Source organism: Acinetobacter sp. YH12254 (assembly GCF_013417415.1).
Taxonomy (GTDB): Bacteria; Pseudomonadota; Gammaproteobacteria; order Pseudomonadales; family Moraxellaceae; genus Acinetobacter; species Acinetobacter pseudolwoffii.
On sequence record NZ_VPEB01000005.1, the window covers coordinates 12,638 to 38,488 of the forward strand.

Below are 25,851 nucleotides of genomic sequence, written 5' to 3' on the forward strand. Positions count from 1 at the left end.
TAAACTTTATACTTTAAGAATCTTCAAAGTATCTTCTGAATAATAAAACTGTTCCAGATATCTGCGTGTACGTTCACGTAAATGACCTTGTGAAACCATCTGTTGAATGATCGGGCTCAACAATTGCTGTAACTCATGCTGGATTAAGGCTTCATCAATATTCAGATCACGCAGCAAGCTGTCAAAAGTATGTTCCTGATTGCGTACATACCAGGTATGAACTCCATCATGAACTTGCTGTTTTAGATAATCCGTCTGACGCAAATGATCCCAGATCTCATGTCCTAAACCGACTGTCTGATTTAAATCCTGAAGCTCAATATAATTTTTCAATACCGATACCGGCATATCTTTAATTTTATGCCAGAGATTGGCCTGAAAATGATAGAGTTTTTCATCATCAAAGTGCTGGTTCAGCACATGTTCACTCATCTGGCTCAGTTTTAAAATATTCTTTTGCAGATAACGCGCAATAGTACTGTCCAGATCCGTATCGGTGACATTTTCCAGTACCGACTTGCCCATTTTCATAAAACGGGAAACCCCTGGCACGCTTTTAGCGATGACAGAATTATCCAGATAATCCTGAATGGAATGTTGGATCAGTTGCGTGATCATGGCCGAAAATGCCGGATTATTCACGACGGTCTTAATCAGACGCTGACGATGGCCACTTTTACTGGCAACATATTGTGCGATTTTATCCACGGTCAGGACTGGAATCACATCGGCAATTTTGGTCGTATCGTTGGCCGGATGCACCAGTGCAAAACGGATATGCTCAGCAATCTGCTCAATCAGAAAGCTGCTGGCAGCAGTATCCAGAATCTGTTTTTGTAAAAGCTGATGAATCAGATCACAGCTCCATAGATCTTTCAGGTTCTGTTTACGCAACCACAGATAAAACGCATGAAACTCAGTTTGAATCGTTTCAGATTGAGAAAATGCCTGATCGAGAAAATCAAGTTGAGCATCGATCAACTGCTCAATCATCGGGTGTTTCTGCATAACGGCTCTGAAACTTAATTTAAAGGAATGAGTTTATCAGCAAGCGGGTTTTTTAGGGTCTGGGTCTTGGCCAGAAAAGGCAAATAATGTTGTGCCACCTGTTTTTCTGCTTCCAGAATCGGCATATGCCCGACATTGTTCAGAATCACCGGCGTTTCGGCACGTTTCAACAGGGCATGCAGTTCTTTAACCACTTCGACATTGATGATCCGGTCCTGTCTGCCCCATAAAATCAAGGTCGGTGCTTCAACTGTGCGGGTCAGGCGGGCAAAGGTTTCCGGTGTATAAATCCGGTTCAGCATCACGACCTGATCAATCGATTTACTGGTCTGCTCAGAACGTGAAATTAGCAGTTTTTCCTGTGCATACTGGAGCTGATAAGGAATCACCGGCGGGTTCTGCATCAGCTGTCTGGAGACATCTTGCAGATCACCGGGCTTGCTGACGATCAGGTCTTTTAGGGCTTGCGGGTCTTTGGTATAGGGCGTATTGCCCATTTTATACAGGCCGGCACTATTGATTAAAAACAGGCTTTGCGTATCGAATGGATATTGTGAGGCATAGACCGTGGCAATCGATCCCCCCAGGGAATGTCCGGCAATATGTAAATTCTCGTCTACATTTAAGGTTTCAATGAATAAACGCATCTGAGAAGTCACATTGGGCACAGAAACATCGAAACTCTCTGGAACCTTGGTATCGCCGTTGCTCGGCAAGTCAGGAATAATCACATGATAATGTGGAGTCAGAAACTGTGCGACCCGATTCCAGTTATCTCGCGTTCCTGCCAGACCGTGAATCAGCAGAATTGAAGGCTTGTTCTTGGCACCACCTTCACTGTAGCTCCAGGTCACATCACCGATTTTAAGTGTCTTGGATTGAAGTCCAGCTTGTGTTCGTTCCTGCAGCAGATGTTGTTGTAATATTTTGGCAGGCTTTTCATTCGGCTGGCTAAACATATATTGACTATGTGCAAAGCTCGGCAATGCCATCGTAAACGCGACTAAGGTCGAGCAGATTATTTTCGAGCGCAACTTTATTATTTTCTTCATTGGCACATTCCCCAAAAAATATACAGCGAGCAAATTGCTCAAATACTTCCATGTTGTAAATTTGCTATTTCAGTCAAATAAAAACATTATTCTTCATTCTATTTTAAATCAATCCTGGCGCTTGTCACCCATTAGTTTTTTGCTGAACAGCATTGAATGATCTAGAAATGTGATGTGCTGCACACAAAATCCCTGCTGAAATGAAATTAGATAAATGTTAAAAATTTAAGCAGCTAAGATTTTTTGCAAGTGACATTCAAAAAAACTGGCAGTAAAATATTGCAACTAAAACATCGGTGATAGAAAAGAATGCTCACAGCTCAAGAAGCTTTAGAACGTCTTAAACAAGGGAACCAACGTTTTGTCAGCGGTGATACCTCGCATCCAAAACAACTGAGCCACCAACAGCGCGCAGAAATGGCAGAGGATCAGAACCCATTTGCAATTGTACTGGGCTGTTCAGATTCGCGTGTCCCAGCTGAAATGGTTTTTGATCAGGGTCTCGGTGATCTTTTTGTGATTCGTGTTGCAGGCAATATTGTCGCACCATCACAGGTCGGGAGTGTTGAATTTGCGGCGGAACGCTATGACTGTGCTATTGTTGTAGTCTTAGGTCATAGTCATTGTGGCGCGATCCAGGCCACCATTGATACCTTAATGTGCCCAGATTGCCCGCCGTCGGCAAACCTGATGTCGATTGTAAATCGAGTACGTCCTTCAGTTGAAACCTTAATGCAAACTGAACTGAAAAATGACTTGGCAAAATTGTCCAAGCATGCTGTGCGTTCTAACGTATTTGCATCGGTTAACCAACTACGTCATGGTTCAGCAGTATTAGAAAATCTGATTGGGCAAGGACAACTCAAAGTGGTCGGTGCTGAATATTCACTGGAAACAGGTGAAGTATTGTTCTTTGATTTTTAGGCAAAATTTATTTAAATACAGTCTAAAATAACTTAAAGGCGCTTTATAAAGCGCCTTTAATGTATGGATAGGCATTATTTAGCAGGATGGTTTGTGCTTTGGCATTTGGATGAATCAGATCCTTTTGCATCAGGGTTTTATTGCCGGCCACACCCTGCATAAAGAACGGTAACAATTTCACCTTATATTGCTGGCTCACTACCTTATAATTATTTTCAAAGGCCTTGCTATAGGCCTGTCCATAATTAGGCGGCATCTTCATACCAAATACCACGACTTTGGCCTTGGCTTTCTGGCTTTGCTGAATCAGGCTGGCTAAATTTTTTTGAATCATTTGCGGCGGCTGTCCGCGTAAGCCGTCATTACCCCCCAACTCAATGACCACAAGGTCTGGACGATGCGTCTGCAACAGTTTCGGCAGTCTGGCCAGCGCTCCACTGGTGGTTTCTCCACTGACACTTGCATTGACCACTTTATGCTGTTTCGGATACTGTTGCTCTAAACGTTTTTGTAATAAATGTACCCAGCCTTGTTGTGGCTGAATACCGTAACCAGCACTTAAACTATCACCTAAAATCATAATCGTCTTTGCTGATACCCCGAGCGGTAACAGGCACAGACTGAGCAAAAACAAGTAAGACAATACCCGAGTTTTCTGATTAAGATCTTTCATATAGGACACGTATGATTCAAAGTAGCAACGATTCGAACATCATGCCACAGGCGATTATTTCTGCCCAGAAATTGACACAAAAGATACAACTTTCACAAAAACAGCTGACTATTTTTGAGGATCTTGATCTGGAGATTATGGCAGGCGAGCAGGTGGCAATTACCGGTCGTTCCGGCTCGGGAAAATCCACATTGCTAGGCATTCTGGCAACGCTGGATCAGGCCAGTTCAGGCCAGCTCATCGTCAGTGGCGAGTCGGTTTCTACCTTGAATGAAGAACAACGTGCGTTGGTGCGCCTGAAAAATATCGGGTTTGTGTTTCAGTCTTTTCAGCTCTTGCCACATCTGACTGCCCTTGAAAATGTCATGCTGCCACTGCGTTTACAGCCCAGTTTCAAATATGCAGAAGCTGAACAAAAAGCCTTGGCGCTACTGCATAAAGTTGGTCTGGATCGGCAGGCACAACAAACCCCGAAAGTCCTGTCTGGCGGGGAGCAGCAGCGTGTCGCGATTGCCCGGGCATTGGTCAGTGAACCGAAAATTATTTTTGCCGATGAACCCACAGGCAATCTCGACGGTGAAACTGCCAAGGAAATTGAACAGCTTTTGTTTCAGTTGAATCGGGAACTGGGTACGACCTTGGTGCTGGTGACGCATGACCGCAAACTGGCACAGCAATGCCAGCGACATTTTGAACTGCTGAATGGCCAGCTGATTGAACATCCGAGTGGAGGATGAGATGAACCCTTTATTTCGTCCTCTACTCACACAAAGTTTTAAAAGTACCGGAATTTATCTGTTAATTATTGCCTTAACGCTGGCGATCAGTGCAACAACAGCACTCAAGTTTAGCAATGAACAGATTCAAAATGCAGTGGCCTTGCAGGCCGCAGAAATGCTGGCCGGTGATCTGGTACTTTCGGACAATGAGCCTCTACCAAAAGAATGGCGTGATCAGGCCAAACAGCTGGATTTACAGCAGTCAGAAGTCACTTTCTTTAGCACCATGGCCTATACCGATGAACAGTTTGTCATGGTCAATGTCAAAGCCATTGATCAGGCTTTTCCCTTGCGTGGCGAGCTGCAGGTGCAACCTGCAAAAACGAAGATTCAATCGGGTGAAATCTGGCTCAGTCCACGGGCTATGGACCTGCTCAAAGTCAAACTGGGCGATCAGCTGAATATTGCCGATGCGGCGTTTAAAGTCACAGCCAAGATTGAACAGGATTCTAATCAGGAGCTCGGATTTTCTGGCTTTTCGCCAACGGTGATTATATCTCAGGCGGATGTGGCACGCACCAATGCGATTCAGGTGGGTAGCCGGATAGAATATCGCTTGCTCATGGCGGGTTCTCCAGACAATACGCAAGAATATGAAGCTTTATTCAAGCAGCAGCTCAAATCCGAAAACGGCTCGGCTGAAACGCCAGCAGAAGTGCAGGGACAGGAATTTGAGCAGCAAAGCAGTCTCCGGTTACGCAATGCCAGTGAGGGCAATACCCGCTTAATGAAGCCGATTGCCAACCTGGATACCTTCCTGCAACTGGCCAATATTCTGACCATTTTATTATGTGGTATCGCGATTGCTCTCACTGCGCAGCGTTATGTCCAGCAGAATCAAGATCATATTGCCTTGATGCGTTGTATCGGTGCGACCAAACAGCAGATTTTATCGGCTTATCTGGCCTTGCTCGGTACAGTACTGCTGATTGCCATGTCGATTGGTACGGTGGTCGGCATTGGTCTGGGTTATGGGTTATTACAGTTAATGCTGCAACTGATTCCCAACTTAGAAATTGAATTCTCTGCTATGGCGATGCTGCTCGGGCCATTACCAGTCGCGATGCTGACCAGTGCGGTGGTGCTGTTGGGCTTTGTCATGCCGAGCCTATTGCAACTGTTGAACACGCCACCAATTCGAGTAATCCGCCAGCAGGAAAAATCAGTGCAATCCATGCTGTGGATGCTGCTGACCGGAACGCTGAGCCTGATTATTTTTAGCGTGATTCTAACCGAAAATCTGCTCCTGACTGCCTGGGTAATTGGCGCGATTATTGTGTTATGTGCAGTGTTGTATCTGACGGTATGGTTGATCTTAAAACTGCTGCGCAATCAGAAATTGAATCTGTCAGCCTATGTACGAACACCATCTCAAACAGCCTTACAGATTACCGCTTTGGCCTTGGGTCTCAGTCTGATTACAGTATTAGCCGTATTGCGCACAGACCTATTAGAGCGTTGGCAGCAACAGTTGCCGCAAGGTACACCAAATCAGTTTGTGTATGGTTTGCCGCCGTTTGACATGCCAGACCTAAAAGCTCAAATTGAGCAGAATGGCTGGAAAAGTACACCACTTTATCCGAACGTTCGTGGGCGTCTGGTGGCTAAAAATGATCAGCCTTTTGCTCCAGAATTAGTCAAAAGCAATAATACTTTAAAACGCGAGCTGAACCTGACCCAGTCCGACAGCTATCCACAGGATAATGTGATTATTCGTGGTGACGCAGTTTTGCAACAGGTCGGCACGGTATCGGTCGAAGCCAATACTGCTGAAGAATTAGGTATCAAGATTGGCGACAAGCTCAGTTTCAGTCTGCCCGAAGGTGTGCTGGAAGCGAAGGTCATCAATTTAAGAACGGTCGAGTGGGAAAGTTTTAGTCCGAATTTCTTCTTTATTTTTGCCCCGAATAGCATGGATGCCAATGCCGGAAGTTATCTGGGCAGTTTCTATGTGCCGGAACAAGATAAGGACAAACTGGTGTCTGTGATCCAGCAATTTTCCAATACGGTATTTATTGATGTCAGCCTGATTCTGGAAGAGATCAAGCGTATTGTGAATGTACTGGTGCAGATCGTGACGATTCTGGCCGTGCTGGTTAGTATCTCCGGTTTTCTGGTACTGATGGCTTGTCTGAACCTGCTCATGGATGAACGCAAACGTGAAGTGGCCTTGCTACGGTCATTTGGCAGCTCCAAACAAAAACTGAAAACCATGATGAGTCTGGAAATTGGTTTTATCGGACTGTTTGCCGGAGTGGTTTCCTGTCTGTTTGCCGAAGTGATTAGCGCAATCGCCAGTTATCGTATGGATTTAATGATTCAGCCACACTGGGAAATCTGGATTATCCTGCCGATTTTCATGACTGTGTTATGTGCGCTGATTGGCCGTTATCGTCTGAGCTATCTGTCGGACATTCCGCCCTTACAAAGCTTGCGCGAGATGAATCAGTAAGATTCATCTCCATGGCTTTTTAAATTCGCTGGTATTTAAAGCGGCAATGATTTAAAGCTGCAATTGTTGTCGCATCAGGTCGAGAATCTCTTGCCACAGTGGGCGAATTGCTTCGATCAAGGCCAAGTTATGTTGATAAAGCAGCACACAGAGGCCAAAACCAATCACTAAAGCGATCAGGTTGATCAGGCGGCTACGCTGCATTTTTTGTCCGGCATACCACAGCAAGGTTAAAAAAGCGCCCATCAACATGCCACCAATATGTGCGGCATTGTTGATTCCGCTGATCATAAAGCCCATGGCCAGGTTCAGACCCATCACCATCACCAAGGTCTTTTTATCTAGAATAAAACGTTGCTGGGGCAGCATCGGCAACAGGGCCAATACCGTCAGTGAAGCGCCGAGTCCCATCACCGCACCGGATGCACCGGCACTGACCGCCGGCAATAAACTTGGGTTGGCCACACCCCCTGCAATCAGATCATAGCTGTCCTGAATGTTCATATAGCCACTGAGCAAACTGCCCATTAAGCCGGCACACAGGTATAAGCCAATAAAATACATCCGGCCAAACAGTTGTTCGGCAACACTACCAAAAATATACAAGGCCCACATATTCAACATCAGGTGAATCAGGCCAAAATGGAAAAACATACTGCTAAACAAACGCATGGGTTCCGCTAAATAGGTTAAAGGTGCATAATCGGCACCCCAGAGAATCGCATCTCGGGTACTCGGCTGGCTGATATCCATGCCATTGATGGCCTGCCAGCCAAATAATCCGACATTAATCGCGATTAAAATGGCCGTGATCCACCAGAGCTGCATTTCAAGTTTGCGGTGTACGACAGGGGGAGCGTATTTAGACATGCTATTTTTTTTGCTGTGATTGTATATTTCGAATAAGCTTAACACGAAAAATCAAATTTTCAGGAGTAACGCACTGACATGAAAGCCTTTCTGATCCGCACGATATTAGTCATCGTCAGTGTGATTTTACTGATTCAATTGTGGATCTTTGCCAGTCTGGCCTGGTGGCGAACCAATCCGGTCAATACCACCATGATGATGCGGATTGATTACTGGACGGAACCTTCCAAAGCCATTCAACATCAATGGCGTCCCTATGACGAGATCAGCCTGAATCTGAAACGTGCCATTGTCACTGCCGAAGATGGAAAATTTGTTCATCACCATGGTTTTGACTGGGACGGCATTCAAACTGCGCTGAATAAAAACCGGGATCAGGGCCGGGTGGTGGCTGGGGGGTCTACCATTTCCCAGCAATTGGCGAAAAACCTATTTCTGGTTAATAAGCGTTCATTTGTACGTAAAGGCCAGGAAGCGGTGGCCACCTGGATGATGGAACGCATGTGGTCGAAACAGCGGATTCTGGAAGTCTATTTAAACTCGATTGAATTTGGTGACAATATCTATGGCGTAGAAGCCGCAGCCAAACATTATTTTGGCAAAACTGCGCAAAGCCTGACTCAGGATCAAGCGATCTTTCTGGCGGCCATTCTGACCAATCCAAAATATTTTCAGGATCATCGCAACTCCTCTGCCTTAAATGCACGCAAGCGCATGATTCAGCGTTATATGCGTTATGCAGAATTGCCTTAAATAATTATTTAAAGAAAAAGCCCAGTTTTTGGGCTTTTTTTTATGAAATTGTCATCAATTTGAAGCATACTTGAACTGATAAGCACAATTTTAAATCCGCATAGGTTTGATATGAATACGGCAGCCAGCACTACTTCAGCACAGTCCGAATATACATATAATGATCGTTATATAAATCGTGAACTGTCTATTTTAGACTTCCATTTACGCGTCCTGGAACAGGCTGTCGATCCTTTACATCCCTTGCTTGAACGCATGAATTTCCTGTTAATTTTCTCGCGTAATCTGGACGAATTTTTTGAGATTCGGGTCGCAGGAATGATGGAACAGTTAGATTTAGACAATGAAAGTCGTAGTCCGGATGGCCTGACCCCAAAGCAGGTGCTGGAACAGATTTCCAAAACTGCACATGCTGCGATTGAACGCCAGTACCGTATTTTAAATGAAGAAATTTTGCCAAAACTGCGTGAGGAAGATATCTGTTTCTTGCGCCGTGGTGAACTGACTCCGGCACAATCGGCCTGGGTGAAAAAATATTTTCAGGAACAGGTTGCGCCCGTCCTGACGCCAATTAGCCTAGACCCTGCACATCCGTTTCCACGTCTGGTGAATAAATCACTGAACTTTATTGTGACTCTCGAAGGTAAAGATGCCTTTGGCCGTCAGATTGATCTGGCTGTGGTGCCAGCGCCGCGTTCGTTACCACGCGTGGTACGTCTGCCAGATGAATTAACCGATGGCAAAGAGCATCATGTGATGCTGTCCGCGATTATTCATGAACATGTTTCGGATCTGTTCCCGGGCATGACAGCGACCGGTTGCTATCAGTTCCGTGTCACGCGTAATGCCGATCTGGCCCTGAATGAAGATGTTGAAGATTTGGCTAAGGCGCTTAAAGGCGAACTCAGTTCACGCCGTTTTGGCCGTGCTGTACGTCTGGAAGTGACAGAAAACTGTCCGCAGCATATTTATGAATATCTGCTGAATGAATTTGATCTGGAAGAAGAGCAGCTTTATAAAGTCGCAGGCCCAGTCAATCTGGCGCGCTTACTGTCTAATTTCAAGCGCCCGCATTTACGCTATGATTCACATACCCCGATCATTCCCAAAGTACTGAAAAAATCTGAAAATATTTTTAGTGCCATGCAAAAACAGGATATCTTGCTGCATCATCCGTTTGAGTCTTTTGCACCGGTCATTTCATTGTTGCGTGAAGCTGCACGTGATCCACAAGTGCTGGCGATCAAACAGACCCTGTACCGCAGTGGCCCGGATTCTGAAATCGTGCAGGTGCTGGCGGAAGCTGCCCGCAATGGCAAGGAAGTCACGGCCGTGATTGAATTGCGTGCACGTTTCGATGAAGAATCCAATATCGAAGTGGCCAATGTCCTGCAAGAAGCCGGTGCGGTGGTGGTCTATGGCATCGTTGGCTATAAAACCCATGCCAAAATGATTCTGGTGGTACGCCGGGAAAATAATAAACTGGTGCGCTATGTACATCTGGGAACCGGCAACTATCATGCCGGTAATGCGCGAATCTATACTGATTATGGTTTGCTCACCACGGATAAAGACCTGTGTGAAGATGTGCACCGTATCTTTCAGGAGCTGACCGGTATGGGGAAAATGGCCAAGCTGAAAAAGCTGTTACATGCGCCATTTACCTTACATACCCAACTCATTAATTATATTGATAATGAAATCGTGAATGCCAAAGCAGGCAAGCCGGCGCAGATTATTGTCAAAGTTAATGCGCTGACCGAGATGCAACTGATCAATAAACTCTATGAAGCTTCTCAGGCCGGGGTACAGATTGACCTGATTATCCGCTCGATTTGTAGTTTGCGTCCGGGATTGCCAGGTTTGTCTGAAAATATTCGGGTACGTTCGATTGTCGGGCGTTTCCTAGAACATACCCGCGTGTATTATTTCAGCAATAACGGTAATGCACGGGTTTACTGTTCAAGTGCAGACTGGATGGATCGCAACCTGTTTAACCGGGTCGAAGCCTGCTTCCCGGTAGAAGATGAAGCGTTGAAAAAACGCATCTATCAACAGGGGCTGCTTAACTATCTGAAAGATAATCAGCAATCCTGGTTATTACAAGGGGATGGAACCTGGCTGCGGGCACAGCTGCAAGAAGGTGAAAAGCCACATAATGCTCAACGCATTTTATTGGACTTGTTTAAATAAATGCTCTCAAGAGGCTGAAAATTCAGCCTCTTTTTTATCCAGAAAATAGCATTCAAGGGTTTTAAGCAGAGGATATCAGCAGTTTGCGATAGATCTGTTTGACCTGGGCATACATCTGATAGTCAGTCAGCTGGAGCTGGTGCTGTATGTCTACTGGGTTTTTTTGCTGGCTGAGTAAGCGTAAGAGCTGCAATTCGGTTACCTTGAGACAGGTTTTGTCAGTGAGCTGGTACAGGATATGTTCTGCCAGTTCAGCATGGATATAGGCACCGCCGCGCAAGACAATTTTCAGGCTTTCAGCAAACTGGATGAATGAAGCCTGAGGTTGGATATAGCTATTTGCACCAGATAAGATTGCTGAATAAATGAGTGCTGTGGATTCACTCTTGAGTACGGCAACTACAGGTGTACTTGGGGTATGCCGTTTCATCTGGCCGATGAAATGAATCTGTGAGGCTTCTGTCAGGTGATAAAGAATCAAATTAGGCAGATGTTCGGCAATCATCTCTTGTGCAGATTGGAAATTGTCTGCATATAGCAGCATATCTGGTTGATAGCCCAGTTGTTGCAGCACAGTCTGAGTTTTGGACAGGTCCAGGTCAGTAGATGAAGCGATGACTAAAACCGGTGCAGGCAAGAGGGCAGCCAATAAGCTCAATCCTGTTGATTCTGAGAGAAGGCTATACTGTGGATGAAGCAAAATAAAATGAATATCCCAAAAAATAGGGATTTAACGATAATCACCTCATCTTCGTCTTAAATAGCATTTATTACAGATTAAAACCGATGACAGCAACAGTCAGTTTGAGACTTTAGCAGGTCTATGATGGTTGGCTATATCCACTTTGAGATATAAAAAAAGGAGCAACGAGTGTGCTCCTTTTAATCATCTAAAATTTTAGCTCAAGCAGCATTGTGCTGAGTGATTTTTTGGAAAATCTGTAATAACACATCAAACTCGCTTTGTAGCGGCGTACTTTTACGCGTCACCAATGCCAGGGTGCGGCTTGGTGCAGAGTTGATTGGCTTGACCAGAATCTCAGGATTGGCTTTGATCATATTGGTATAAATCGCAATTTCTGGCAATAAAGTAAAACCAAGATTTGCAGAGACCATTTCGATTAAAGTCGGCAAAGAGCTGGCTTTTAAACGATGATCATTTTTACGCTCACCAATCGGGCAGGCACTCAGGGCATGATCACGTAAGCAATGACCTTCCTCAAGTAACATCAGGCGAGACAGATCAAGATCTTCCAGAGAATTCGCTTGTGCAGCGTGTTGGTCTGATTTTTGATAAACTAGATACAGATTCTCTTTGGCAATCTCGGCCACTTTCAGGCCACGTGTATCGAAAGGTAGCGCCAAGGCCACCATATCCAGGTTGCCATGTTCCAGTTTTTCTACAATTTTCTCGCTTTGTGCTTCATGCAGATGCAACTGGATTTTTGGTAATTGTTTATGCACTTCTTCTAGCAGCTGTGACAGCAGGAAGGGAGCAATCGTAGGAATCACGCCAAGATGTAAATCACCGGTTAAGGGTTCACTCATCTCACGACTTAAGCGCATCAAGTCCTGAGCATCAGCCAGTAGAACACGTGCGCGTGCAACCACTTGTTCACCAAGAGGCGTTAAACGAACATTCTGGCGGTCGCGTTCAACAAGTACGCCACCGAGTAAACGCTCCAGTTCCATGATGCCGCCAGACAAGGTTGACTGGGTGACAAACGAACGGCGAGCAGCTTCTGTAAAATGTAGCGTCTCTGACAGTGTTACGAGGTATGACAGCTGTCTTAAAGATGGTAATGCAGCCATAGTGTCCTAATGTTTATGATTTAAAATGATCAGCAAATAATTCGCTAAGATATGGAATAAAATGCGGTGGGATATCATGCCCCATTCCATCAATTAATTCAAATTTAGCCCCTGAGATTGCTTTCGCAACGGCCTTGCCATGGCTAGGAGGCAGCAATCGATCTCGAGAACCATGGACCACCAGGGTTTCTTGTTTGATTTGCTTGTCCAGTTGCAGCAATGAGCCTGTACATAATATTGCTAAAAACTGTTGAAGTACACCAGCAGGATAGTAACTTCGCTTATATAATTTACGGGCGGTCTGCACCGCTTCCAGATGATTAACATAACCTGGCGAGCCGATGATCTTAAACAGTTTTAAACTATGATCAACAATGCCATCTTCATCTGTTGAAGCCGGTTTGTCAATCAAACTAAAGAGTTGCTTAGGAAAGGGCGGTGGCAGTAGCGGCTGATTGTTGCTGGTAAACAGTAAGCCCAGTTTTTTGACTTTGTCCGGATAACGCGCGGCCAGAATCTGGGCAATCATACCGCCCATTGAGGCACCCAGCACATAGACTTGTTCCAGCTGCATTTTTTCAATTAGCAGACTGACATCTTCAGCCATATCATACAGATCATAAGGTGCACCCTGATTACCCAGACCTAGCACAAAACGGCTCATCATTTTCAGGGTATTCAGGCGTGGGCCTTTGAGATGGACTTTTGAAGACAGACCAATATCACGGTTATCAAAACGGATGATGTGATAACCATTGTCAATCAGTGACTTACAGAAGAAGTCAGGCCAGTACAGCATTTGCCCACCCAGACCCATAATCAGCAAAATGGTGGGATGTTCCGGATTTCCGCCCACCTCGACATGTAGCTCGATCCCATTGCCTAGATCGACCTTGGTTTCATGCATGAACGAGGTATATGGGGAAAGATTAAACTGTGCTGCGCTGTACATGGTCGCTGTCCTAATTAAAGGATATTTCGTTTAAAAAATATCCTTGCTATTAAACCTCTAAACCGCAGCAGGAATCAAGTCAGGAACCTGTTTAGTCAAGGTCAGACGCTGTTTGGCTGCAGTGGCGCCCAAAAGCACAAAACCGCGTAAAGTGCCGTTAGCATCGAACGCTTTAGCCAGCATGCCATCGTCAAATTCTTCAGTTTCCCAGGTGACATCCACATCAACCGGTGCAGGCAATACCGTTAAAGGTGCAGCAGGCGTTTTGACTGCCACTGGCATAGCCGGATAATGTACAGCGGTATGTTCACCGTTTAAGGTTTTTGCCAAAGCGCGGGCTTGTTGCATGATCGGCATAACATAAGGTAATAAAGTTCCATTGACCTCGGCACAGTCACCCACGGCATAGATATCAGCCTGGTTGGTTTCCAGTTGTGCAGTGGTTAAAACTCCGCGACTGGTATGTACATCTGCCTGTTTTGCCAAAGAAATATTCGGCTGTAAGCCTACCGCAGATAACACTACATCTGCGATCAAAGACTGACCGTTGGCCAGCGTGACCAGATAATCACCATTGTCCGCACGAGAGACTTTTTCGACTGTTGTGCCCAAGACAAAGTGAATGCCGGTTTCTTCAAGATTCTTCTGGAATGCAGTAGCAACATGTTCTGGCAATAAGCGGCCAAGTGGCTGAGGGGCTAAATCAATGACTGTGACCTGATGCTCGGTATTTTGCAGGTCATTGGCAAATTCGCAGCCAATCAGGCCTGCGCCTAAAATCACCACGCGTTTATCTTCACGTGCCGCCAGATTGCTGCGGAACGTCTTATAGTCACTTAAATTATTCACCACATGAATGTCATCACTGGCATCACCGGAAATGGCTAAACGTACCGGGTTGGCACCGACCGCCAAGACCAGTTTGGAATAATTCTGTGTGCTTTCCTGACCATCTTTCTCAAGTACCAGCTGATGATCTTCCGGATGAATGGCTTTGACCCAAGTCTGCTGTTCAATCCGCATATTCAGTTGTGCCGACATTTTTGCAGCATCGCCCAATGCAATCTGTTCAGGCGCTTTTTTGCCAACCAAAGCATTGGAAAGGGTCGGTTTGGCATAATTTATCGCATCATCCGCGCAAATCATCAGCAGTTCATGCTCTGGATTAAGTTTGCGAAATTCACGTGCTACAGCATAACCTGCCATACCTGAACCAATAATAACGATAGGATGCATAGTCGTTTCCATGCTGTAGGGCTCTCCATGCTGTTTTATATGAGGATAAAAAGGACATAAAAAAAGACCATATCGACATGGTCTTTAACTGGGCGTGCTCAGACTTCGATCATTTCGAAATCGACTTTAGACACGCCACAATCTGGACAGGTCCAGTCATCCGGGATATCTTCCCATTTGGTTCCCGCCACGATGCCGTCTTGAGGCCAACCTTCCGCCTCGTCATAAATCCATCCACAAACGATGCATTGATACTTTTTCATGTAACTCTCCAAAACTGAGCAAGTGTAACCGTCAGCTTAAAATCCATAAAATGGCAAGACTCTAAAAGAATATGACTTTTTAACAGTGAACATATTTGGCTAAATTTTTACGCAGTTCTATTCAGAAAGTAAAGTGAATAAAAGCTTAATCAGCGAAATTAGCAGCAGAATGACTTTGGGATTCAGTATTTCTCTGAAAATGAGTCAAATCGGCTTTGCTGGCAAATGCTGTGGAGTGATGAAGCGGCTGCTGTGGCAAAATTTAGCTTAAATGAGGCGTTATAGACCAAAGTCGTGCAGTAAAAACTGAGGTTTTTATATAATTTAGAATCAGTAAAGTCTGGATTAAATATTTTTATAATAAATGAATTTAATAAAATCAATAACTTGTGCTTAAATATTGAGTTTTTATTATACAGCTCGGCTTGTTCATTGGCTGGAAATAGGTTTAAAATTCGCATATTCCTTTTCTTTTTTTAAGATCTCCCATGAGCAATTTATCTACTTCTTTGTGGTCTCACATTCGTACGGTCCAAGATTTTCCAAAACCAGGAATTTGCTTTTATGATTTGACCCCACTTTTCATGAGCAATATTGGTCCATTGACTGATGCCCTGATTGCCAGCATTCCTGCTGACAAACTAGCAGAAGTAGAAAGCTTTATCGCAGTGGAAGCACGTGGTTTTGTGTTGGCGAGCCTGTTGGCACAACGTACCGGAAAAGGCTTATTATTGGTGCGTAAAGCAGGAAAATTGCCGCCTCCAGTCGTGGGTGTCGGTTATAGCCTGGAATATGGTCTGGATCGTTTAGAAATGTCTGCGGAAGTTCAGTCTCAGAAAGTTATCATTGTTGATGATGTTCTGGCAACAGGCGGAACTTTAAAAGCGGTAAATGAATTGGCACTCAAATGTCAGCATGAAGTACTAGGTGCAAGTATCTTTCTTGATCTTCCTGATTTGCATGCTGAATTAGGTCTGGATATCTGGTCAGTACTGGATGATAAATCTCAGCCTGAAGCTGCGGTTGCCTAAATTGTAGATTTAAAAAAAAGCTCCTCAATATCGGTAATGCCGGTCAGTTAAGAAATTGACTGGCATTTTCTTTTTTAAATTCATGATCATATTTGACAAGTAGAAAAGTCATCCGCAACTGTTTGAGGCAGGACTAGATTTAAAAATGATTGTTTCTGCGACAAATTTACTAGTCGATGGTGGCTGACGAGTTTTGCGGACGACAAATGCCTTTGGTTACTTTGGGCGAAACCAAAGTAACAAATTATTTACAAGTATTTGATTTATAAAGTTAAGACTCCGCCGTGAATGACTAAAAAGTTAAAGAGTCTATTTCTAAACTCCTTAACTGATCAGCATTACCTCAATATCGGGGCTTTTTTATTGTCTGATAAAATGATGTTCAATTTCCTGAATCAGCGTATTAATCTGTTCAGGATGTTCTAGTCGATGATGGCCGCCATCAACTGCCTGAATTTGCATATAGTCTTCAAGCTGTGCCTGAACCGCATGCATATCCAGAATTTCATCGCCCAGTTCGAGATAGGCAAACTGCGGAATATCATGCTGTAAATCGCCATGACAAATTGCCGGATAATCATCTCTGAAATTGGGTTGCAAAATGGGATTCGCCACCACACAGGGAAGGTGATAAGCCTGCGACATTTTCAGTGCCCAATAGCCGCCAAGATTATGACCCACCAGAATATCCGGTTTGATGGTTTCAATCATCTCATGATAAAAACTGGCGACCGAATTATAGCTCAGATTACGATAATCGACATCAATACAATATTTATGCACGACATCAATTGCATGAAACTTGGTGGATTCTCTGGAGGAATCTAAGCCATGTAAAAACAAAATCTTAGACATAATCTTACTCATTTTTATGGGGCATGCCATATTGGTATTTATTGATTGGCACATCATCTTCAATCTGAGCATCATTGTAGAACGTGTGGACATTCAAGGCAGTTAGCTATTGGTCTAAGCCAGCATTTTTTTGTACAGTGATTGGCTCTACCTCGTCACACACTAGGACTTTCATCTAAGTAATCGCATAATCGGTCCCAAATCGAGCTGAATTGTATTGGTAGAGTGGATTAGATGGAGGGGATAAGGTTGGGAAAATGCCAAGATAGTGGATTTTTCCAAAGAAAAGCCGCTTCCTGAGAGTGTTTAAGCTACGATTCGGGTAGGATTTCTGCTATTCTATGCAACTTCTATTTTTTAACTAATCTTATTCGAGGCAGAGATGACGCAAACTAACGCTCAATCGACTTCTGAACAAATCATTTCCGAAAACGATTTAATTGCACAGCGTCATGCCAAGTTAAAGCAAATCGAAGCTCAGGCACAAGAAACTGGTAAAAGCCCATGGCCAAATACCTTTAAGCGTGAGCATTATGCCCAAGATTTACAAGACCAGTTCGCTGATAAATCTAAAGAAGAAATTGAAGCAGGCGAAAAGGTCTACGTCAAAGTTGCCGGTCGTGTGATGTTAAACCGTGGTTCATTTATTGTGATCCAGGACATGACAGGTCGTATCCAGCTTTATGTCGCCCGTAAAGAACTTGCTGCAGATGTACTTGCGACCATCAAAGGTTTAGACCTTGGCGACATTATTGCAATCGAAGGTTATATCGGTCGTTCAGGCAAAGGCGATCTGTATGTACACATCGAACATTTTGAATTATTAACCAAATCATTGCGTCCACTGCCAGACAAGTTCCACGGTCTGAATGATACTGAAGTGAAGTATCGTAAACGTTATCTTGATCTCATCGTGAACGAAGAAACCCGTAAAACGTTTGAAATTCGTGCCAAAGTGGTTGCTGGTATTCGCGCCTTCCTGACTGAAAAACGTTATATGGAAGTTGAAACGCCAATGATGCATGTGATCCCAGGCGGTGCTTCTGCACGACCGTTTGAAACGCATCATAATGCACTAGACATGCCATTGTTTTTGCGTATTGCGCCAGAGCTTTATTTAAAACGTTTGGTGGTGGGTGGTTTTGAACGTGTGTTCGAAATTAACCGTAACTTCCGCAACGAAGGGGTATCTACGCGTCACAACCCAGAATTCACCATGATTGAATTCTATCAAGCCTATGCAGATTATAAGGATCTGATGGAATTGACCGAGCAGATGCTGGAAAAACTGGCGCTGGATATCTTGGGTTCGACCGATGTGCCTTATGGTGATGAAGTGTATAGCTTCAAAGGGCCATTCAAGAAAATTTCAATGTTTGATGCAATTCTGGAAAATAACCCGCAATTTACTCCGGAAAATGTCAATGACCGTGAGTTCCTGGCAAAATTCCTTCAAGAAGAATTGAAAGAGCAAGTGAAGCCAGGTTTTGGTCTGGGTAAACTGCAAACGATTGTGTTTGAAGAAACAGTTGAAACCAAACTGCGTCAACCAACATTCATTACGGAATATCCAGCGGAAACTTCTCCATTGGCACGTCGTAATGATGATAATCCGCACATCACCGACCGTTTTGAATTCTTTATTGGTGGTCGTGAACTGGCAAATGGCTTCTCGGAATTAAATGATCCAATCGACCAGGCGGAACGTTTCCAGGCACAGGTTGCGGAAAAAGATGCGGGTGATGATGAAGCGATGCATTATGATGCAGACTTTGTGGAAGCACTGGAATATGGCCTACCGCCAACAGCCGGTGAAGGTATTGGTATTGACCGTCTGGTGATGATCTTTGCTAATGCAGCAAGTATCCGTGATGTGATCTTGTTCCCGCATATGCGTCATAAAAATGCATAAGTGCTGAATTTTAGAAAACCCGCTTAGGCGGGTTTTTTTATGCTTTAAATCGCTATACTAAAAAATTAAAGACAAAAAAAACGCAATGATTGGGGTGATCATTGCGTAGAAAAAGGAATGTTTTTTCAAACTACATCAAGCTTAACTGTGGAGAGAGTTAAATTTGATTCCTTACTGTATGTAGCTATAATACGACCCGGTAAGGCTTGACTCAGCAGTATTCATGTTAATAGATGTTAATTAAGGTTAAAACTATGGAGATTCTATGGGCGAGTTTGCTGCTTTATCGTGCATAAACACCTCGCAATAAAAAAGCCCTTCATATGAAGAGCTTTAGGTGATCATTTTATGTTAGAAACGGAATACACCTAAACCGGTTTTCACTTCATCTAAAGTCGCCTGGGTAATATCACGACATTTATCTGTTCCGGTCTTTAAAATATCCATAATATAGTCAGGGTCTTTAGCCAGTTCAATACGGCGCTCACGGATTGGACCAATCAATTCTTTGAGAATGCCTTCCAGACGTTTTTTCACTGTACCATCGCCTAAACCACCACGACGGTAGTATGCCTTAAGCTCTTCCAGTTCTTCTTTGTTTGGATCAAAGGCGTCCAGATAAGTGAATACTACATTGCCTTCAACCTGACCTGGGTCTTCCACACGAAGATGATTCGGATCGGTATACATGGCATTGACGGCTTTTTTAATATCTTTATCTGTCGCATCCAGCACAATGGTATTGCCCAAAGATTTTGACATTTTCGCCTTGCCATCAAAACCAGGAAGGCGGCCGACATTAGACAGTAGCGCTTTACATTCTGGTAACAGGTCATGACCGATTTGACGGTTCAGACGACGCACGATTTCATTGGTCTGTTCGATCATTGGAATCTGATCTTCACCCACAGGAACAACAGTGGCCTTGAATGCCGTAATGTCTGCTGCCTGAGCCACCGGGTAGCATAAGAAACCCGCTGGAATATCGCGCTCAAAACCACGCATCTGGATTTCAGATTTAATGGTCGGGTTACGCTCTAAACGTGACACCGTCACGAAATTGAGGTAAAGCATCGTCAGTTCGTTTAAGGCAGGTAAACATGACTGAACACAAATTGTAGTTTTAGTTGGATCAATACCGACAGCCAGATAATCCGTTGCCACTTCAATAATGTTACGACGTACTTTTTCAAAATTATCGGCATTATCGGTGAGTGCTTGAGCATCAGCAAGTAACAAGTGTTGATGGTGAGAATCTTGCAGGCCTACACGAGAGCGTAATGAACCGACAAAGTGGCCGAGGTGAAGTTGTCCGGTAGGACGGTCGCCCGTCAAGATCACTGGACGATTATCTTGATTACTCATTATTTATTCCAAAGGGTAGTCAGTACTACAGCTGTATTTTAACGAATGGCAACATTGTACGGTATTCTGTTTTTGATTGTCAGCCAGAAAAAAAGCTGTATTAAAAAAATCTTATTAATTAAACAAGTGAATACAATATTTTTAAGAATTTTGATTAAAATAAACTGAAATATGATAAGGATAATAAATATGGCGAGCAGTTTATTACTATTATTAGATGATATTGCGACGGTCTTGGATGATGTGGCTGTGATGAGTAAAATGGCAGCCAAAAAAACAGCAGGCGTCCTCGGTGATGATCTGGCTTTAAATGCACAGCAAGTGTCAGGCGTACGGGCAGATCGTGAATTACCGGTAGTCTGGAAAGTGGCCAAAGGTTCTTTTGTCAATAAGCTGATTTTAGTGCCGCTGGCCTTGTTAATCAGCTTTATTGCCGGCTGGCTGATTAACCCCTTATTGGTGCTGGGTGGTTTGTTTCTGTGTTATGAAGGCGTGGAAAAAATCGTACACACCTTGCATACACCGAAGGCCAAGGATGCTGAACAGGCCCGTGAGCAACTGATCCAGACTGAAACAGATTTGCACCAGTTTGAAAATGAAAAAGTCAAAGGCGCGATTCGCACCGACTTTATCCTTTCGGCTGAAATTATCGTGATTACCTTGGGGACGGTAGCAGCAGCCTCTATGCTGACCAAAGTTACCGTTTTAAGCCTGATCGCGATCGTGATGACCATCGGGGTCTATGGTTTTGTTGCCCTGATTGTCAAACTGGATGATATCGGTCTGCATCTGACCGAGCAGCAGTCCGATTTTAAGCAACAAATAGGACGCGGCTTGTTGGCATTTGCCCCGATTCTGATGAAAATTTTATCAGTTGTTGGAACTGCAGCGATGTTCCTGGTCGGTGGGGGAATTATTAATCATGCTATTCCTGTTATTCACCACTTTACTGAAGATAGTGTTAGCTATGTACAGGATATTCCCAGTATCGGAAATATTGTAGGTGCTGTAACACCGACCTTGATTAATTTCGCCGTGGGAATTTTAGCGGGTCTGCTGGTGATGCTGGTCATCAGCCTGATTAAAAAAATCTGGCCCAAATCATCAAAAGCTTAAGATGCAAAAATATCTGCAAATTGAGCAGATGAAGAAAAGGAAAAAAACTATGCGTTGGAAAGGTCGTCGTGTCAGTAGTAATGTAGAAGACCGTCGCGGTGGTGGTGCCAAAGCTGGTGGTATCAGTATTGTCGGGTTGATTGTGGCTTTTGTGGCCTGGAAATTCTTCGGCGTCGATCCACAGCAAGCTTATCAAACCACCAAACAGGTCACCCAAGGCGTATCGGGTGCGGCGGAAACACGGGGTCTGGAAAATCCTACGCCGGAACAGCAGGAGTCGATTGATTTTGTCGGCACCGTACTAGCAGATACTGAAGATACCTGGACTCAGGTGTTTCAGCAGCAGTTAAATCAGCAGTATGTTCCCCCAAAACTGGTTTTGTTCAATGGCATTGTGAATTCGGGTTGTGGTACGGCTCAGGCGGCGATGGGGCCTTTCTACTGTCCGGCAGACCAGAAAGTTTATATCGATACCGCATTCTTTAAAGATATGCGTACTCAGATGGGGATTGGTGGAGAACAGAATGCCACCGAACTCTCCCGTAATGATCAGGCCGGAGATTTTGCGCAGGCTTATGTGGTGGCCCATGAAGTAGGTCATCATATCCAGACCATTTTGGGGATTTCCTCTCAAGTACAGCAGGCACGTCAGCAGGCAAGCGAAGTACAGAGTAACCAGCTTTCAGTGCGCCAAGAATTGCAGGCAGACTGTCTGGCCGGAGTCTGGGCCTACCATAATCATCAGCGCACCCAGTTTCTGGAACAGGGAGATGTGCAGGAAGCTATGGATGCCGCACATAAAATTGGTGATGACTATTTACAGAAACGTGCTCGCGGGCAGGTGGTACCGGACAGCTTTACCCATGGCAGCAGTGCGCAGCGTGTACAGTGGTTTAATACCGGCTTGAAATCGGGTCAGGTTTCGAATTGCGATACCTTTAACCAAAATATTTAGCTTGTTTCCAGATAAAAAAAGGAGCAGGTGCCACTGCTGTCTCATCATTTGAACTTTGGTTATAGTTTGAATCTGTGAAGTCATGAAATCCTGCTTTTGACAGGTCAAAAGCAGGCAAAAGTCTTTTGTTCGCCATACACAACATGCTTGTCGTGATGGCTAAGGTGTGACCTCCTTGTCACACTCGCATCTCCAAAATCTACTTAATTCAATTGTGGGGCAGCTGTGGAGCAGGCAATCCTTTTTTATTTATGCAGAAAACGCCGGAAATTTCTTAATATCTTGATACTGACAAATAAGGCGGCCAAAGCAAACAAGGCAATGGCAAAGACCGTATATTTGAGATTGTTGATGTCATTTTGATAGAACTGCTGCATATCATGGTTGGTATATTCGAGAGCCGTGACTTTGCCAGTCTGGCTATCTCTAAATTGAATTTTTTCAATATAAAACAGATTTCCTGCTTTAATTAGGTGGACGCTCTGGATTTGACGGGTATGTGATTGATTATCCTCATCACTACATAAAGCACTGTAATGCTCACAATTGATTTTGGCCACATAACCATTTCCTGCAATCAGAATAAAAATGGCATTGTCCGGTCGCTGGTTATTAGATACCAAAACATACTGTTCGCCAGTTGTACTTTTCAAGGGAATACGGGTTGCCTGCTGATAATGCTGTTCTGCCTGCAGAATCTCCTGAATTTTAGCGAAGCAGGTAAAACATAAGGATAAGGTGATCAGAAAAATCACGCTCGCAAAACAAAGACGAAAAATGGTTTTGACAGTTTGGTGCATGGGAGAAAAATTCAAAATAGAAAGATGGGAAAGCAAAAGCCGAGTGCTGATCTGTATGTTAAATCATCATTCGGAAATACTGAAAAGAAACTTAACTCAATTCGATAAAAAGAGGATTAAACTTGTTTTGCTAGAATGCCTTTTTACTAATGCTCTGCTATTCAAATCTCTATTTTGACCATGCCGCTCGGCGCATATTGCTCCATCTCGCCCGACTTTAGGAAACCGAATGGGAAATTTCTTTTTTCTTCAGCTACTCACGGTGGTCTTTGCACTTTCCATTGCCACCACTATGTTTAATAAGCGTGTTTTAGGTTTTCCGCAAGCGATCGGTGTTCCGATTGTTTCGGCCATCTTTGTTTTTATTTTGCAATGGGGCGCCAGTTTATTACAAGGTAATCCATTCTTTAGTATTAATATTGACAATATCGAGCAGGCTGTTCGTAACATCGATTTTTATGACTTTCTGATCAATGGGGTGATCTGCTTTATTCTGACCTCATCTGCACTGAAGTTTAAGGTTTCAGATTTACGTAATCATTGGCGACCGATTGGTATTTTGGCAAGTTTAGCGCTGGTCTTTTGCGCGGTGTTCTTTGGTGCAGTTTTATATGGCTATCAGTTCCTGATTGGTAATCATGTGGATTTACTGGTGTTGTTATTACTTGGTGCGGCTTTAGGTGCGACTGATCCGATCGGCATTAAAGGCGTATTGAGTTCAGTTCGCGCACCGCATCATCTGATTGTCAAGCTGGAAGGCGAATCGTTATTTAATGATGCCATGTGTATCGCCTTATTTATGACCCTGCTCAATGTTCTGCAAGGCGAAAACTTTACGGTACTGGCTGTCATGCAAACTTTATTGTATGAGATTGTGGTGGCCGTACTGATTGGTCTGGGATTTGGCTTTGCAATATTAAGAATCTTGCGTGGCAAGCATGAAATGGAGTCACTGATTCTGACCACTGCTTTATTGGCATGTGGCTCTTATCTTATTGCTTTATTGGCCCATGCTTCAGCACCGATTGCCTGTGTCATTGGTGGCTTAATTGTCGGTAATAAATGGAAAGAAATTCTGGCCGATGCCGATATTGGTGACGTGAACCATTTCTGGCATACGGTTGAAGGGATTATTAACTCCTTCCTGTTTACTCTGATTGGTTTGGAGTTGTTTATTCTTGACCTGAGTACCAGTCTGGTCTTGGGCGGGATTGTGGCATTTATTATTTTACATTTAGCCCGCTTTGCTGCCAATCACTTGGCATTTGCCATGTTCCCCAAAATACGCCGAAAAAGCTATAACGGCAGTTTAACGATTTTGTCCTGGGGCGGTGTGCGTGGCGGGATTTCCCTGGCGCTTATTCTGGCGGTGGCCAATATTCCTCAGCTAGAGGCTTATAGCAGTATCTTGGTGGGCTATACCTTTATTGTGGTGCTCTTGTCGGGTCTGGTGTGTGGTCTGGGCTTACCTGCGGTGATGAATGCTTTTTACTATAATCCCGAGGAAGACACACAGGGCTTTAAAGGCTGGTACCAGCGTATGTGCCACAAGCTGAACCGTAAGGGTTTCCAATATATTGTCGGAGAAGATGTCAAAGGAAATGAAACCATCACTATTTTTCAGCCAGAGATTCTGATTGATCAGAAAGATATCGATGGTGTTGCTACCGTACATCATCCAGACAAAGTTCAAGAGGTAAAACGGCTGGAAAATCCAGATAATTTCTAAAGATAAAATCCAGAAGATAAAGCGCTACTGGATTATGTTTAATAGTGAAATGAGATCGCTTGAATCAGCATTTAATCAGGCGTGATTATTTTCCTATAGCTGTTAATAGGGGGATCAGGGCGTGATCTTTTATTTAAAGGTACTATTGAACAGATGAAATGCAGCAAGACAAGTTCAGCCAGTCAGGAAATGGCAGAGATGATTTTGACTGTGGTCAGTCAGATCCCTTATGCAAAAGTTGCAACCTATGGGCAGATTGCCAGACTGGCCGGTTTACCTCAACATGCACGTTTAGTGGGTCGGGTTTTAAGCCATCTGGAAGAAAATACCGACATTCCCTGGTATCGGGTGATCAATGCACAAGCTAAAATCAGTCTGAACAAGCTTGATTCATCTGGCCAGAATATTCAGCAACAAAAGCTGATACAGGAAGGGATTGTGCTGAATGGTGATCGTGTGGATTTAAAACGCTATCAGTGGGATGGTTGGGTCTAGATATAAAAAATCCCCGCTTTTAGAAAGTGGGGATTTTGAGTTTGATGCACGGATTACTTGCGAATAACCATCACTGGAATATCGGCCTGACCTAGAATGCTTTGAGCTACGCTGCCCAGGAACAGTTTCTTGAAGCCAGTACGGCCATGTGAACCAATTATGATCAGGTCAGAATTTAAATCTTTCGCTGCTTTGACAATCTCGCTATAAATCACCTGGCCTTCAAGTAGCTGGGTATCTACTTCAACACCTGCACCAGAGAATTTTGCTTTGGCTTCATCCAGAGTTTTTAAGATCGAGGTGCGAGCACGTTCAATCAGGTCGTTGGTTTGCGCTGCAGAGATATATTCCGCAGCAATATAAGGGTCGAGTGTCAGTACCTGTACCACTGTCACTTTACTGTTAAATGCTTTGGCAACTTCGACTGCTTTATCAACGGCAGCATAAGATGTTTCCGAACCGTCAATAGGGACTAAAATATGTTCAAAAGGCATTAGAATTCTCCTGTTGGGAATTAAGTGTTATAAAAATGATGACACGTTAAACCGAGTACGAATAGTTGTTTATACTTTGATCATAGCCTGTATTGTATAAAAATAAAACCAAGTAAATACATAGGTATAATG

General features: G+C 44.0%; 25 protein-coding genes. 11 read left to right on the plus strand and 14 right to left on the minus strand.

All coding sequences use genetic code 11. The annotated features are described in order from the left end of the window. Nucleotides 1–6: 6 nt before the first annotated feature. A complete protein-coding gene (locus tag FTV29_RS04515; RefSeq protein WP_005096242.1) occupies nucleotides 7–1,008 on the minus strand; it encodes a hypothetical protein in 1,002 nt (333 codons plus the stop codon). Between the two features lie 14 nt (nucleotides 1,009–1,022). Next, nucleotides 1,023–2,060, minus strand: a complete 1,038-nt coding sequence (locus FTV29_RS04520) for an alpha/beta fold hydrolase (RefSeq protein ID WP_159138419.1) — start codon at nucleotides 2,058–2,060, stop codon at nucleotides 1,023–1,025. A 309-nt stretch (nucleotides 2,061–2,369) separates the two neighbouring features. On the opposite strand from FTV29_RS04520, the gene FTV29_RS04525 reads away from it, so the two are divergent. Then, the gene (locus tag FTV29_RS04525) at nucleotides 2,370–2,984 is read left to right on the plus strand and encodes a carbonic anhydrase (RefSeq protein WP_005096244.1); all 615 of its coding nucleotides are present in this window, start codon (nucleotides 2,370–2,372) and stop codon (nucleotides 2,982–2,984) included. A gap of 43 nt (nucleotides 2,985–3,027) precedes the next feature. Here FTV29_RS04525 and FTV29_RS04530 read toward each other — a convergent pair whose 3' ends face one another. Then, nucleotides 3,028–3,657, minus strand: a complete 630-nt coding sequence (locus FTV29_RS04530; protein WP_005096245.1) for an arylesterase — start codon at nucleotides 3,655–3,657, stop codon at nucleotides 3,028–3,030. 11 nt (nucleotides 3,658–3,668) lie between these two features. On the opposite strand from FTV29_RS04530, the gene FTV29_RS04535 reads away from it, so the two are divergent. Further along, nucleotides 3,669–4,394, plus strand: a complete 726-nt coding sequence (locus tag FTV29_RS04535; protein ID WP_005096248.1) for an ABC transporter ATP-binding protein — start codon at nucleotides 3,669–3,671, stop codon at nucleotides 4,392–4,394. Between the two features lies 1 nt (nucleotide 4,395). Further along, nucleotides 4,396–6,888, plus strand: coding sequence for an ABC transporter permease (locus FTV29_RS04540; protein WP_180075179.1), 2,493 nt, complete (start codon nucleotides 4,396–4,398; stop codon nucleotides 6,886–6,888). Nucleotides 6,889–6,939: 51 nt separating this feature from the next. Here FTV29_RS04540 and FTV29_RS04545 read toward each other — a convergent pair whose 3' ends face one another. After that, a complete protein-coding gene (locus tag FTV29_RS04545) occupies nucleotides 6,940–7,758 on the minus strand; it encodes a rhomboid family intramembrane serine protease (protein ID WP_005096251.1) in 819 nt (272 codons plus the stop codon). Nucleotides 7,759–7,836: 78 nt separating this feature from the next. Here FTV29_RS04545 and mtgA point away from each other — a divergent pair, with 78 nt between their 5' ends. Then, nucleotides 7,837–8,511 carry a monofunctional biosynthetic peptidoglycan transglycosylase gene (gene mtgA / locus FTV29_RS04550; protein WP_180075180.1) on the plus strand — a complete coding sequence of 225 codons (675 nt, stop codon included), beginning with the start codon at nucleotides 7,837–7,839 and terminating at the stop codon, nucleotides 8,509–8,511. Nucleotides 8,512–8,622: 111 nt separating this feature from the next. Then, nucleotides 8,623–10,704 carry a polyphosphate kinase 1 gene (gene ppk1, locus FTV29_RS04555; protein WP_180075181.1) on the plus strand — a complete coding sequence of 694 codons (2,082 nt, stop codon included), beginning with the start codon at nucleotides 8,623–8,625 and terminating at the stop codon, nucleotides 10,702–10,704. A gap of 61 nt (nucleotides 10,705–10,765) precedes the next feature. On the opposite strand, the gene FTV29_RS04560 is transcribed toward ppk1, so the two are convergent. The 5 genes from FTV29_RS04560 to rubA all read right to left on the minus strand — a co-directional run bounded on the left by FTV29_RS04560 (nucleotide 10,766) and on the right by rubA (nucleotide 14,967). Continuing rightward, complete coding sequence (locus FTV29_RS04560; RefSeq protein WP_180075182.1) at nucleotides 10,766–11,353, minus strand: response regulator transcription factor; 588 nt, start codon at nucleotides 11,351–11,353, stop codon at nucleotides 10,766–10,768. Nucleotides 11,354–11,607: 254 nt separating this feature from the next. Next, a complete protein-coding gene (oxyR, locus tag FTV29_RS04565) occupies nucleotides 11,608–12,516 on the minus strand; it encodes a LysR family transcriptional regulator OxyR (protein ID WP_005172010.1) in 909 nt (302 codons plus the stop codon). Between the two features lie 13 nt (nucleotides 12,517–12,529). Further along, a complete protein-coding gene (estB, locus tag FTV29_RS04570) occupies nucleotides 12,530–13,468 on the minus strand; it encodes an esterase EstB (RefSeq protein ID WP_218946047.1) in 939 nt (312 codons plus the stop codon). A 57-nt stretch (nucleotides 13,469–13,525) separates the two neighbouring features. Then, nucleotides 13,526–14,704 (minus strand): rubredoxin reductase RubB, encoded by a 1,179-nt coding sequence (rubB, locus tag FTV29_RS04575; protein WP_180075183.1) that lies wholly within the window; start codon nucleotides 14,702–14,704, stop codon nucleotides 13,526–13,528. A gap of 98 nt (nucleotides 14,705–14,802) precedes the next feature. Then, a complete protein-coding gene (gene rubA / locus FTV29_RS04580; RefSeq protein WP_005096258.1) occupies nucleotides 14,803–14,967 on the minus strand; it encodes a rubredoxin RubA in 165 nt (54 codons plus the stop codon). 488 nt (nucleotides 14,968–15,455) lie between these two features. Between rubA and FTV29_RS04585 the strand changes: the two genes are divergently transcribed. Next, nucleotides 15,456–15,998: an adenine phosphoribosyltransferase gene (locus FTV29_RS04585; RefSeq protein WP_005096259.1), complete on the plus strand. Its 543-nt coding sequence runs from the start codon at nucleotides 15,456–15,458 to the stop codon at nucleotides 15,996–15,998. A gap of 360 nt (nucleotides 15,999–16,358) precedes the next feature. Here FTV29_RS04585 and FTV29_RS04590 read toward each other — a convergent pair whose 3' ends face one another. Beyond that, nucleotides 16,359–16,853: a YqiA/YcfP family alpha/beta fold hydrolase gene (locus tag FTV29_RS04590; RefSeq protein ID WP_100357258.1), complete on the minus strand. Its 495-nt coding sequence runs from the start codon at nucleotides 16,851–16,853 to the stop codon at nucleotides 16,359–16,361. Between the two features lie 382 nt (nucleotides 16,854–17,235). Here FTV29_RS04590 and lysS point away from each other — a divergent pair, with 382 nt between their 5' ends. Beyond that, the gene (lysS, locus tag FTV29_RS04595; protein ID WP_005172002.1) at nucleotides 17,236–18,765 is read left to right on the plus strand and encodes a lysine--tRNA ligase; all 1,530 of its coding nucleotides are present in this window, start codon (nucleotides 17,236–17,238) and stop codon (nucleotides 18,763–18,765) included. Nucleotides 18,766–19,116: 351 nt separating this feature from the next. On the opposite strand, the gene trpS is transcribed toward lysS, so the two are convergent. Beyond that, complete coding sequence (gene trpS / locus FTV29_RS04600; RefSeq protein ID WP_005096266.1) at nucleotides 19,117–20,130, minus strand: tryptophan--tRNA ligase; 1,014 nt, start codon at nucleotides 20,128–20,130, stop codon at nucleotides 19,117–19,119. Nucleotides 20,131–20,319: 189 nt separating this feature from the next. On the opposite strand from trpS, the gene FTV29_RS04605 reads away from it, so the two are divergent. Both FTV29_RS04605 and FTV29_RS04610 read left to right on the plus strand, forming a co-directional pair. Continuing rightward, the gene (locus tag FTV29_RS04605) at nucleotides 20,320–21,246 is read left to right on the plus strand and encodes a DUF808 domain-containing protein (protein WP_074383090.1); all 927 of its coding nucleotides are present in this window, start codon (nucleotides 20,320–20,322) and stop codon (nucleotides 21,244–21,246) included. Between the two features lie 49 nt (nucleotides 21,247–21,295). After that, complete coding sequence (locus tag FTV29_RS04610) at nucleotides 21,296–22,201, plus strand: neutral zinc metallopeptidase (protein WP_100328816.1); 906 nt, start codon at nucleotides 21,296–21,298, stop codon at nucleotides 22,199–22,201. On the opposite strand, the gene FTV29_RS04615 is transcribed toward FTV29_RS04610, so the two are convergent. Then, nucleotides 22,185–22,337 carry a hypothetical protein gene (locus FTV29_RS04615; RefSeq protein ID WP_180075184.1) on the minus strand — a complete coding sequence of 51 codons (153 nt, stop codon included), beginning with the start codon at nucleotides 22,335–22,337 and terminating at the stop codon, nucleotides 22,185–22,187. The genes FTV29_RS04610 and FTV29_RS04615 overlap by 17 nt on opposite strands. 109 nt (nucleotides 22,338–22,446) lie before the next feature. Then, nucleotides 22,447–23,001, minus strand: coding sequence for a hypothetical protein (locus tag FTV29_RS04620; protein ID WP_005096270.1), 555 nt, complete (start codon nucleotides 22,999–23,001; stop codon nucleotides 22,447–22,449). 229 nt (nucleotides 23,002–23,230) lie between these two features. On the opposite strand from FTV29_RS04620, the gene FTV29_RS04625 reads away from it, so the two are divergent. Beyond that, the gene (locus tag FTV29_RS04625; RefSeq protein WP_005171990.1) at nucleotides 23,231–24,730 is read left to right on the plus strand and encodes a sodium:proton antiporter; all 1,500 of its coding nucleotides are present in this window, start codon (nucleotides 23,231–23,233) and stop codon (nucleotides 24,728–24,730) included. A 198-nt stretch (nucleotides 24,731–24,928) separates the two neighbouring features. Continuing rightward, entirely contained in the window at nucleotides 24,929–25,225 is a 297-nt protein-coding gene (locus FTV29_RS04630; protein ID WP_074383182.1) for an MGMT family protein, read from the plus strand. A 53-nt stretch (nucleotides 25,226–25,278) separates the two neighbouring features. Here the strand turns inward: FTV29_RS04630 and FTV29_RS04635 are convergent, their stop codons facing one another. Beyond that, nucleotides 25,279–25,719, minus strand: a complete 441-nt coding sequence (locus FTV29_RS04635) for a universal stress protein (RefSeq protein WP_005096273.1) — start codon at nucleotides 25,717–25,719, stop codon at nucleotides 25,279–25,281. Nucleotides 25,720–25,851: the final 132 nt, after the last annotated feature.

Excerpts from the sequence above, each read along its gene's own strand:
- FTV29_RS04625 (WP_005171990.1), top strand. The coding sequence starts at position 23,231 with ATGGGAAATTTCTTTTTTCTTCAGCTACTCACGGTGGTCTTTGCACTT.
- FTV29_RS04610 (WP_100328816.1), top strand. The coding sequence starts at position 21,296 with ATGCGTTGGAAAGGTCGTCGTGTCAGTAGTAATGTAGAAGACCGTCGC.
- FTV29_RS04545 (WP_005096251.1), bottom strand. The coding sequence starts at position 7,758 with ATGTCTAAATACGCTCCCCCTGTCGTACACCGCAAACTTGAAATGCAG.
- FTV29_RS04590 (WP_100357258.1), bottom strand. The coding sequence starts at position 16,853 with ATGTCTAAGATTTTGTTTTTACATGGCTTAGATTCCTCCAGAGAATCC.
- FTV29_RS04605 (WP_074383090.1), top strand. The coding sequence starts at position 20,320 with ATGGCGAGCAGTTTATTACTATTATTAGATGATATTGCGACGGTCTTG.
- oxyR (WP_005172010.1), bottom strand. The coding sequence starts at position 12,516 with ATGGCTGCATTACCATCTTTAAGACAGCTGTCATACCTCGTAACACTG.
- FTV29_RS04535 (WP_005096248.1), top strand. The coding sequence starts at position 3,669 with ATGATTCAAAGTAGCAACGATTCGAACATCATGCCACAGGCGATTATT.
- FTV29_RS04540 (WP_180075179.1), top strand. The coding sequence starts at position 4,396 with ATGAACCCTTTATTTCGTCCTCTACTCACACAAAGTTTTAAAAGTACC.
- FTV29_RS04620 (WP_005096270.1), bottom strand. The coding sequence starts at position 23,001 with ATGCACCAAACTGTCAAAACCATTTTTCGTCTTTGTTTTGCGAGCGTG.
- mtgA (WP_180075180.1), top strand. The coding sequence starts at position 7,837 with ATGAAAGCCTTTCTGATCCGCACGATATTAGTCATCGTCAGTGTGATT.
- ppk1 (WP_180075181.1), top strand. The coding sequence starts at position 8,623 with ATGAATACGGCAGCCAGCACTACTTCAGCACAGTCCGAATATACATAT.
- rubB (WP_180075183.1), bottom strand. The coding sequence starts at position 14,704 with ATGCATCCTATCGTTATTATTGGTTCAGGTATGGCAGGTTATGCTGTA.
- FTV29_RS04525 (WP_005096244.1), top strand. The coding sequence starts at position 2,370 with ATGCTCACAGCTCAAGAAGCTTTAGAACGTCTTAAACAAGGGAACCAA.
- FTV29_RS04630 (WP_074383182.1), top strand. The coding sequence starts at position 24,929 with ATGATTTTGACTGTGGTCAGTCAGATCCCTTATGCAAAAGTTGCAACC.
- lysS (WP_005172002.1), top strand. The coding sequence starts at position 17,236 with ATGACGCAAACTAACGCTCAATCGACTTCTGAACAAATCATTTCCGAA.
- FTV29_RS04615 (WP_180075184.1), bottom strand. The coding sequence starts at position 22,337 with ATGGCGAACAAAAGACTTTTGCCTGCTTTTGACCTGTCAAAAGCAGGA.
- FTV29_RS04585 (WP_005096259.1), top strand. The coding sequence starts at position 15,456 with ATGAGCAATTTATCTACTTCTTTGTGGTCTCACATTCGTACGGTCCAA.
- estB (WP_218946047.1), bottom strand. The coding sequence starts at position 13,468 with ATGTACAGCGCAGCACAGTTTAATCTTTCCCCATATACCTCGTTCATG.
- FTV29_RS04515 (WP_005096242.1), bottom strand. The coding sequence starts at position 1,008 with ATGCAGAAACACCCGATGATTGAGCAGTTGATCGATGCTCAACTTGAT.
- FTV29_RS04530 (WP_005096245.1), bottom strand. The coding sequence starts at position 3,657 with ATGAAAGATCTTAATCAGAAAACTCGGGTATTGTCTTACTTGTTTTTG.
- trpS (WP_005096266.1), bottom strand. The coding sequence starts at position 20,130 with ATGAGTAATCAAGATAATCGTCCAGTGATCTTGACGGGCGACCGTCCT.
- FTV29_RS04635 (WP_005096273.1), bottom strand. The coding sequence starts at position 25,719 with ATGCCTTTTGAACATATTTTAGTCCCTATTGACGGTTCGGAAACATCT.
- rubA (WP_005096258.1), bottom strand. The coding sequence starts at position 14,967 with ATGAAAAAGTATCAATGCATCGTTTGTGGATGGATTTATGACGAGGCG.
- FTV29_RS04520 (WP_159138419.1), bottom strand. The coding sequence starts at position 2,060 with ATGAAGAAAATAATAAAGTTGCGCTCGAAAATAATCTGCTCGACCTTA.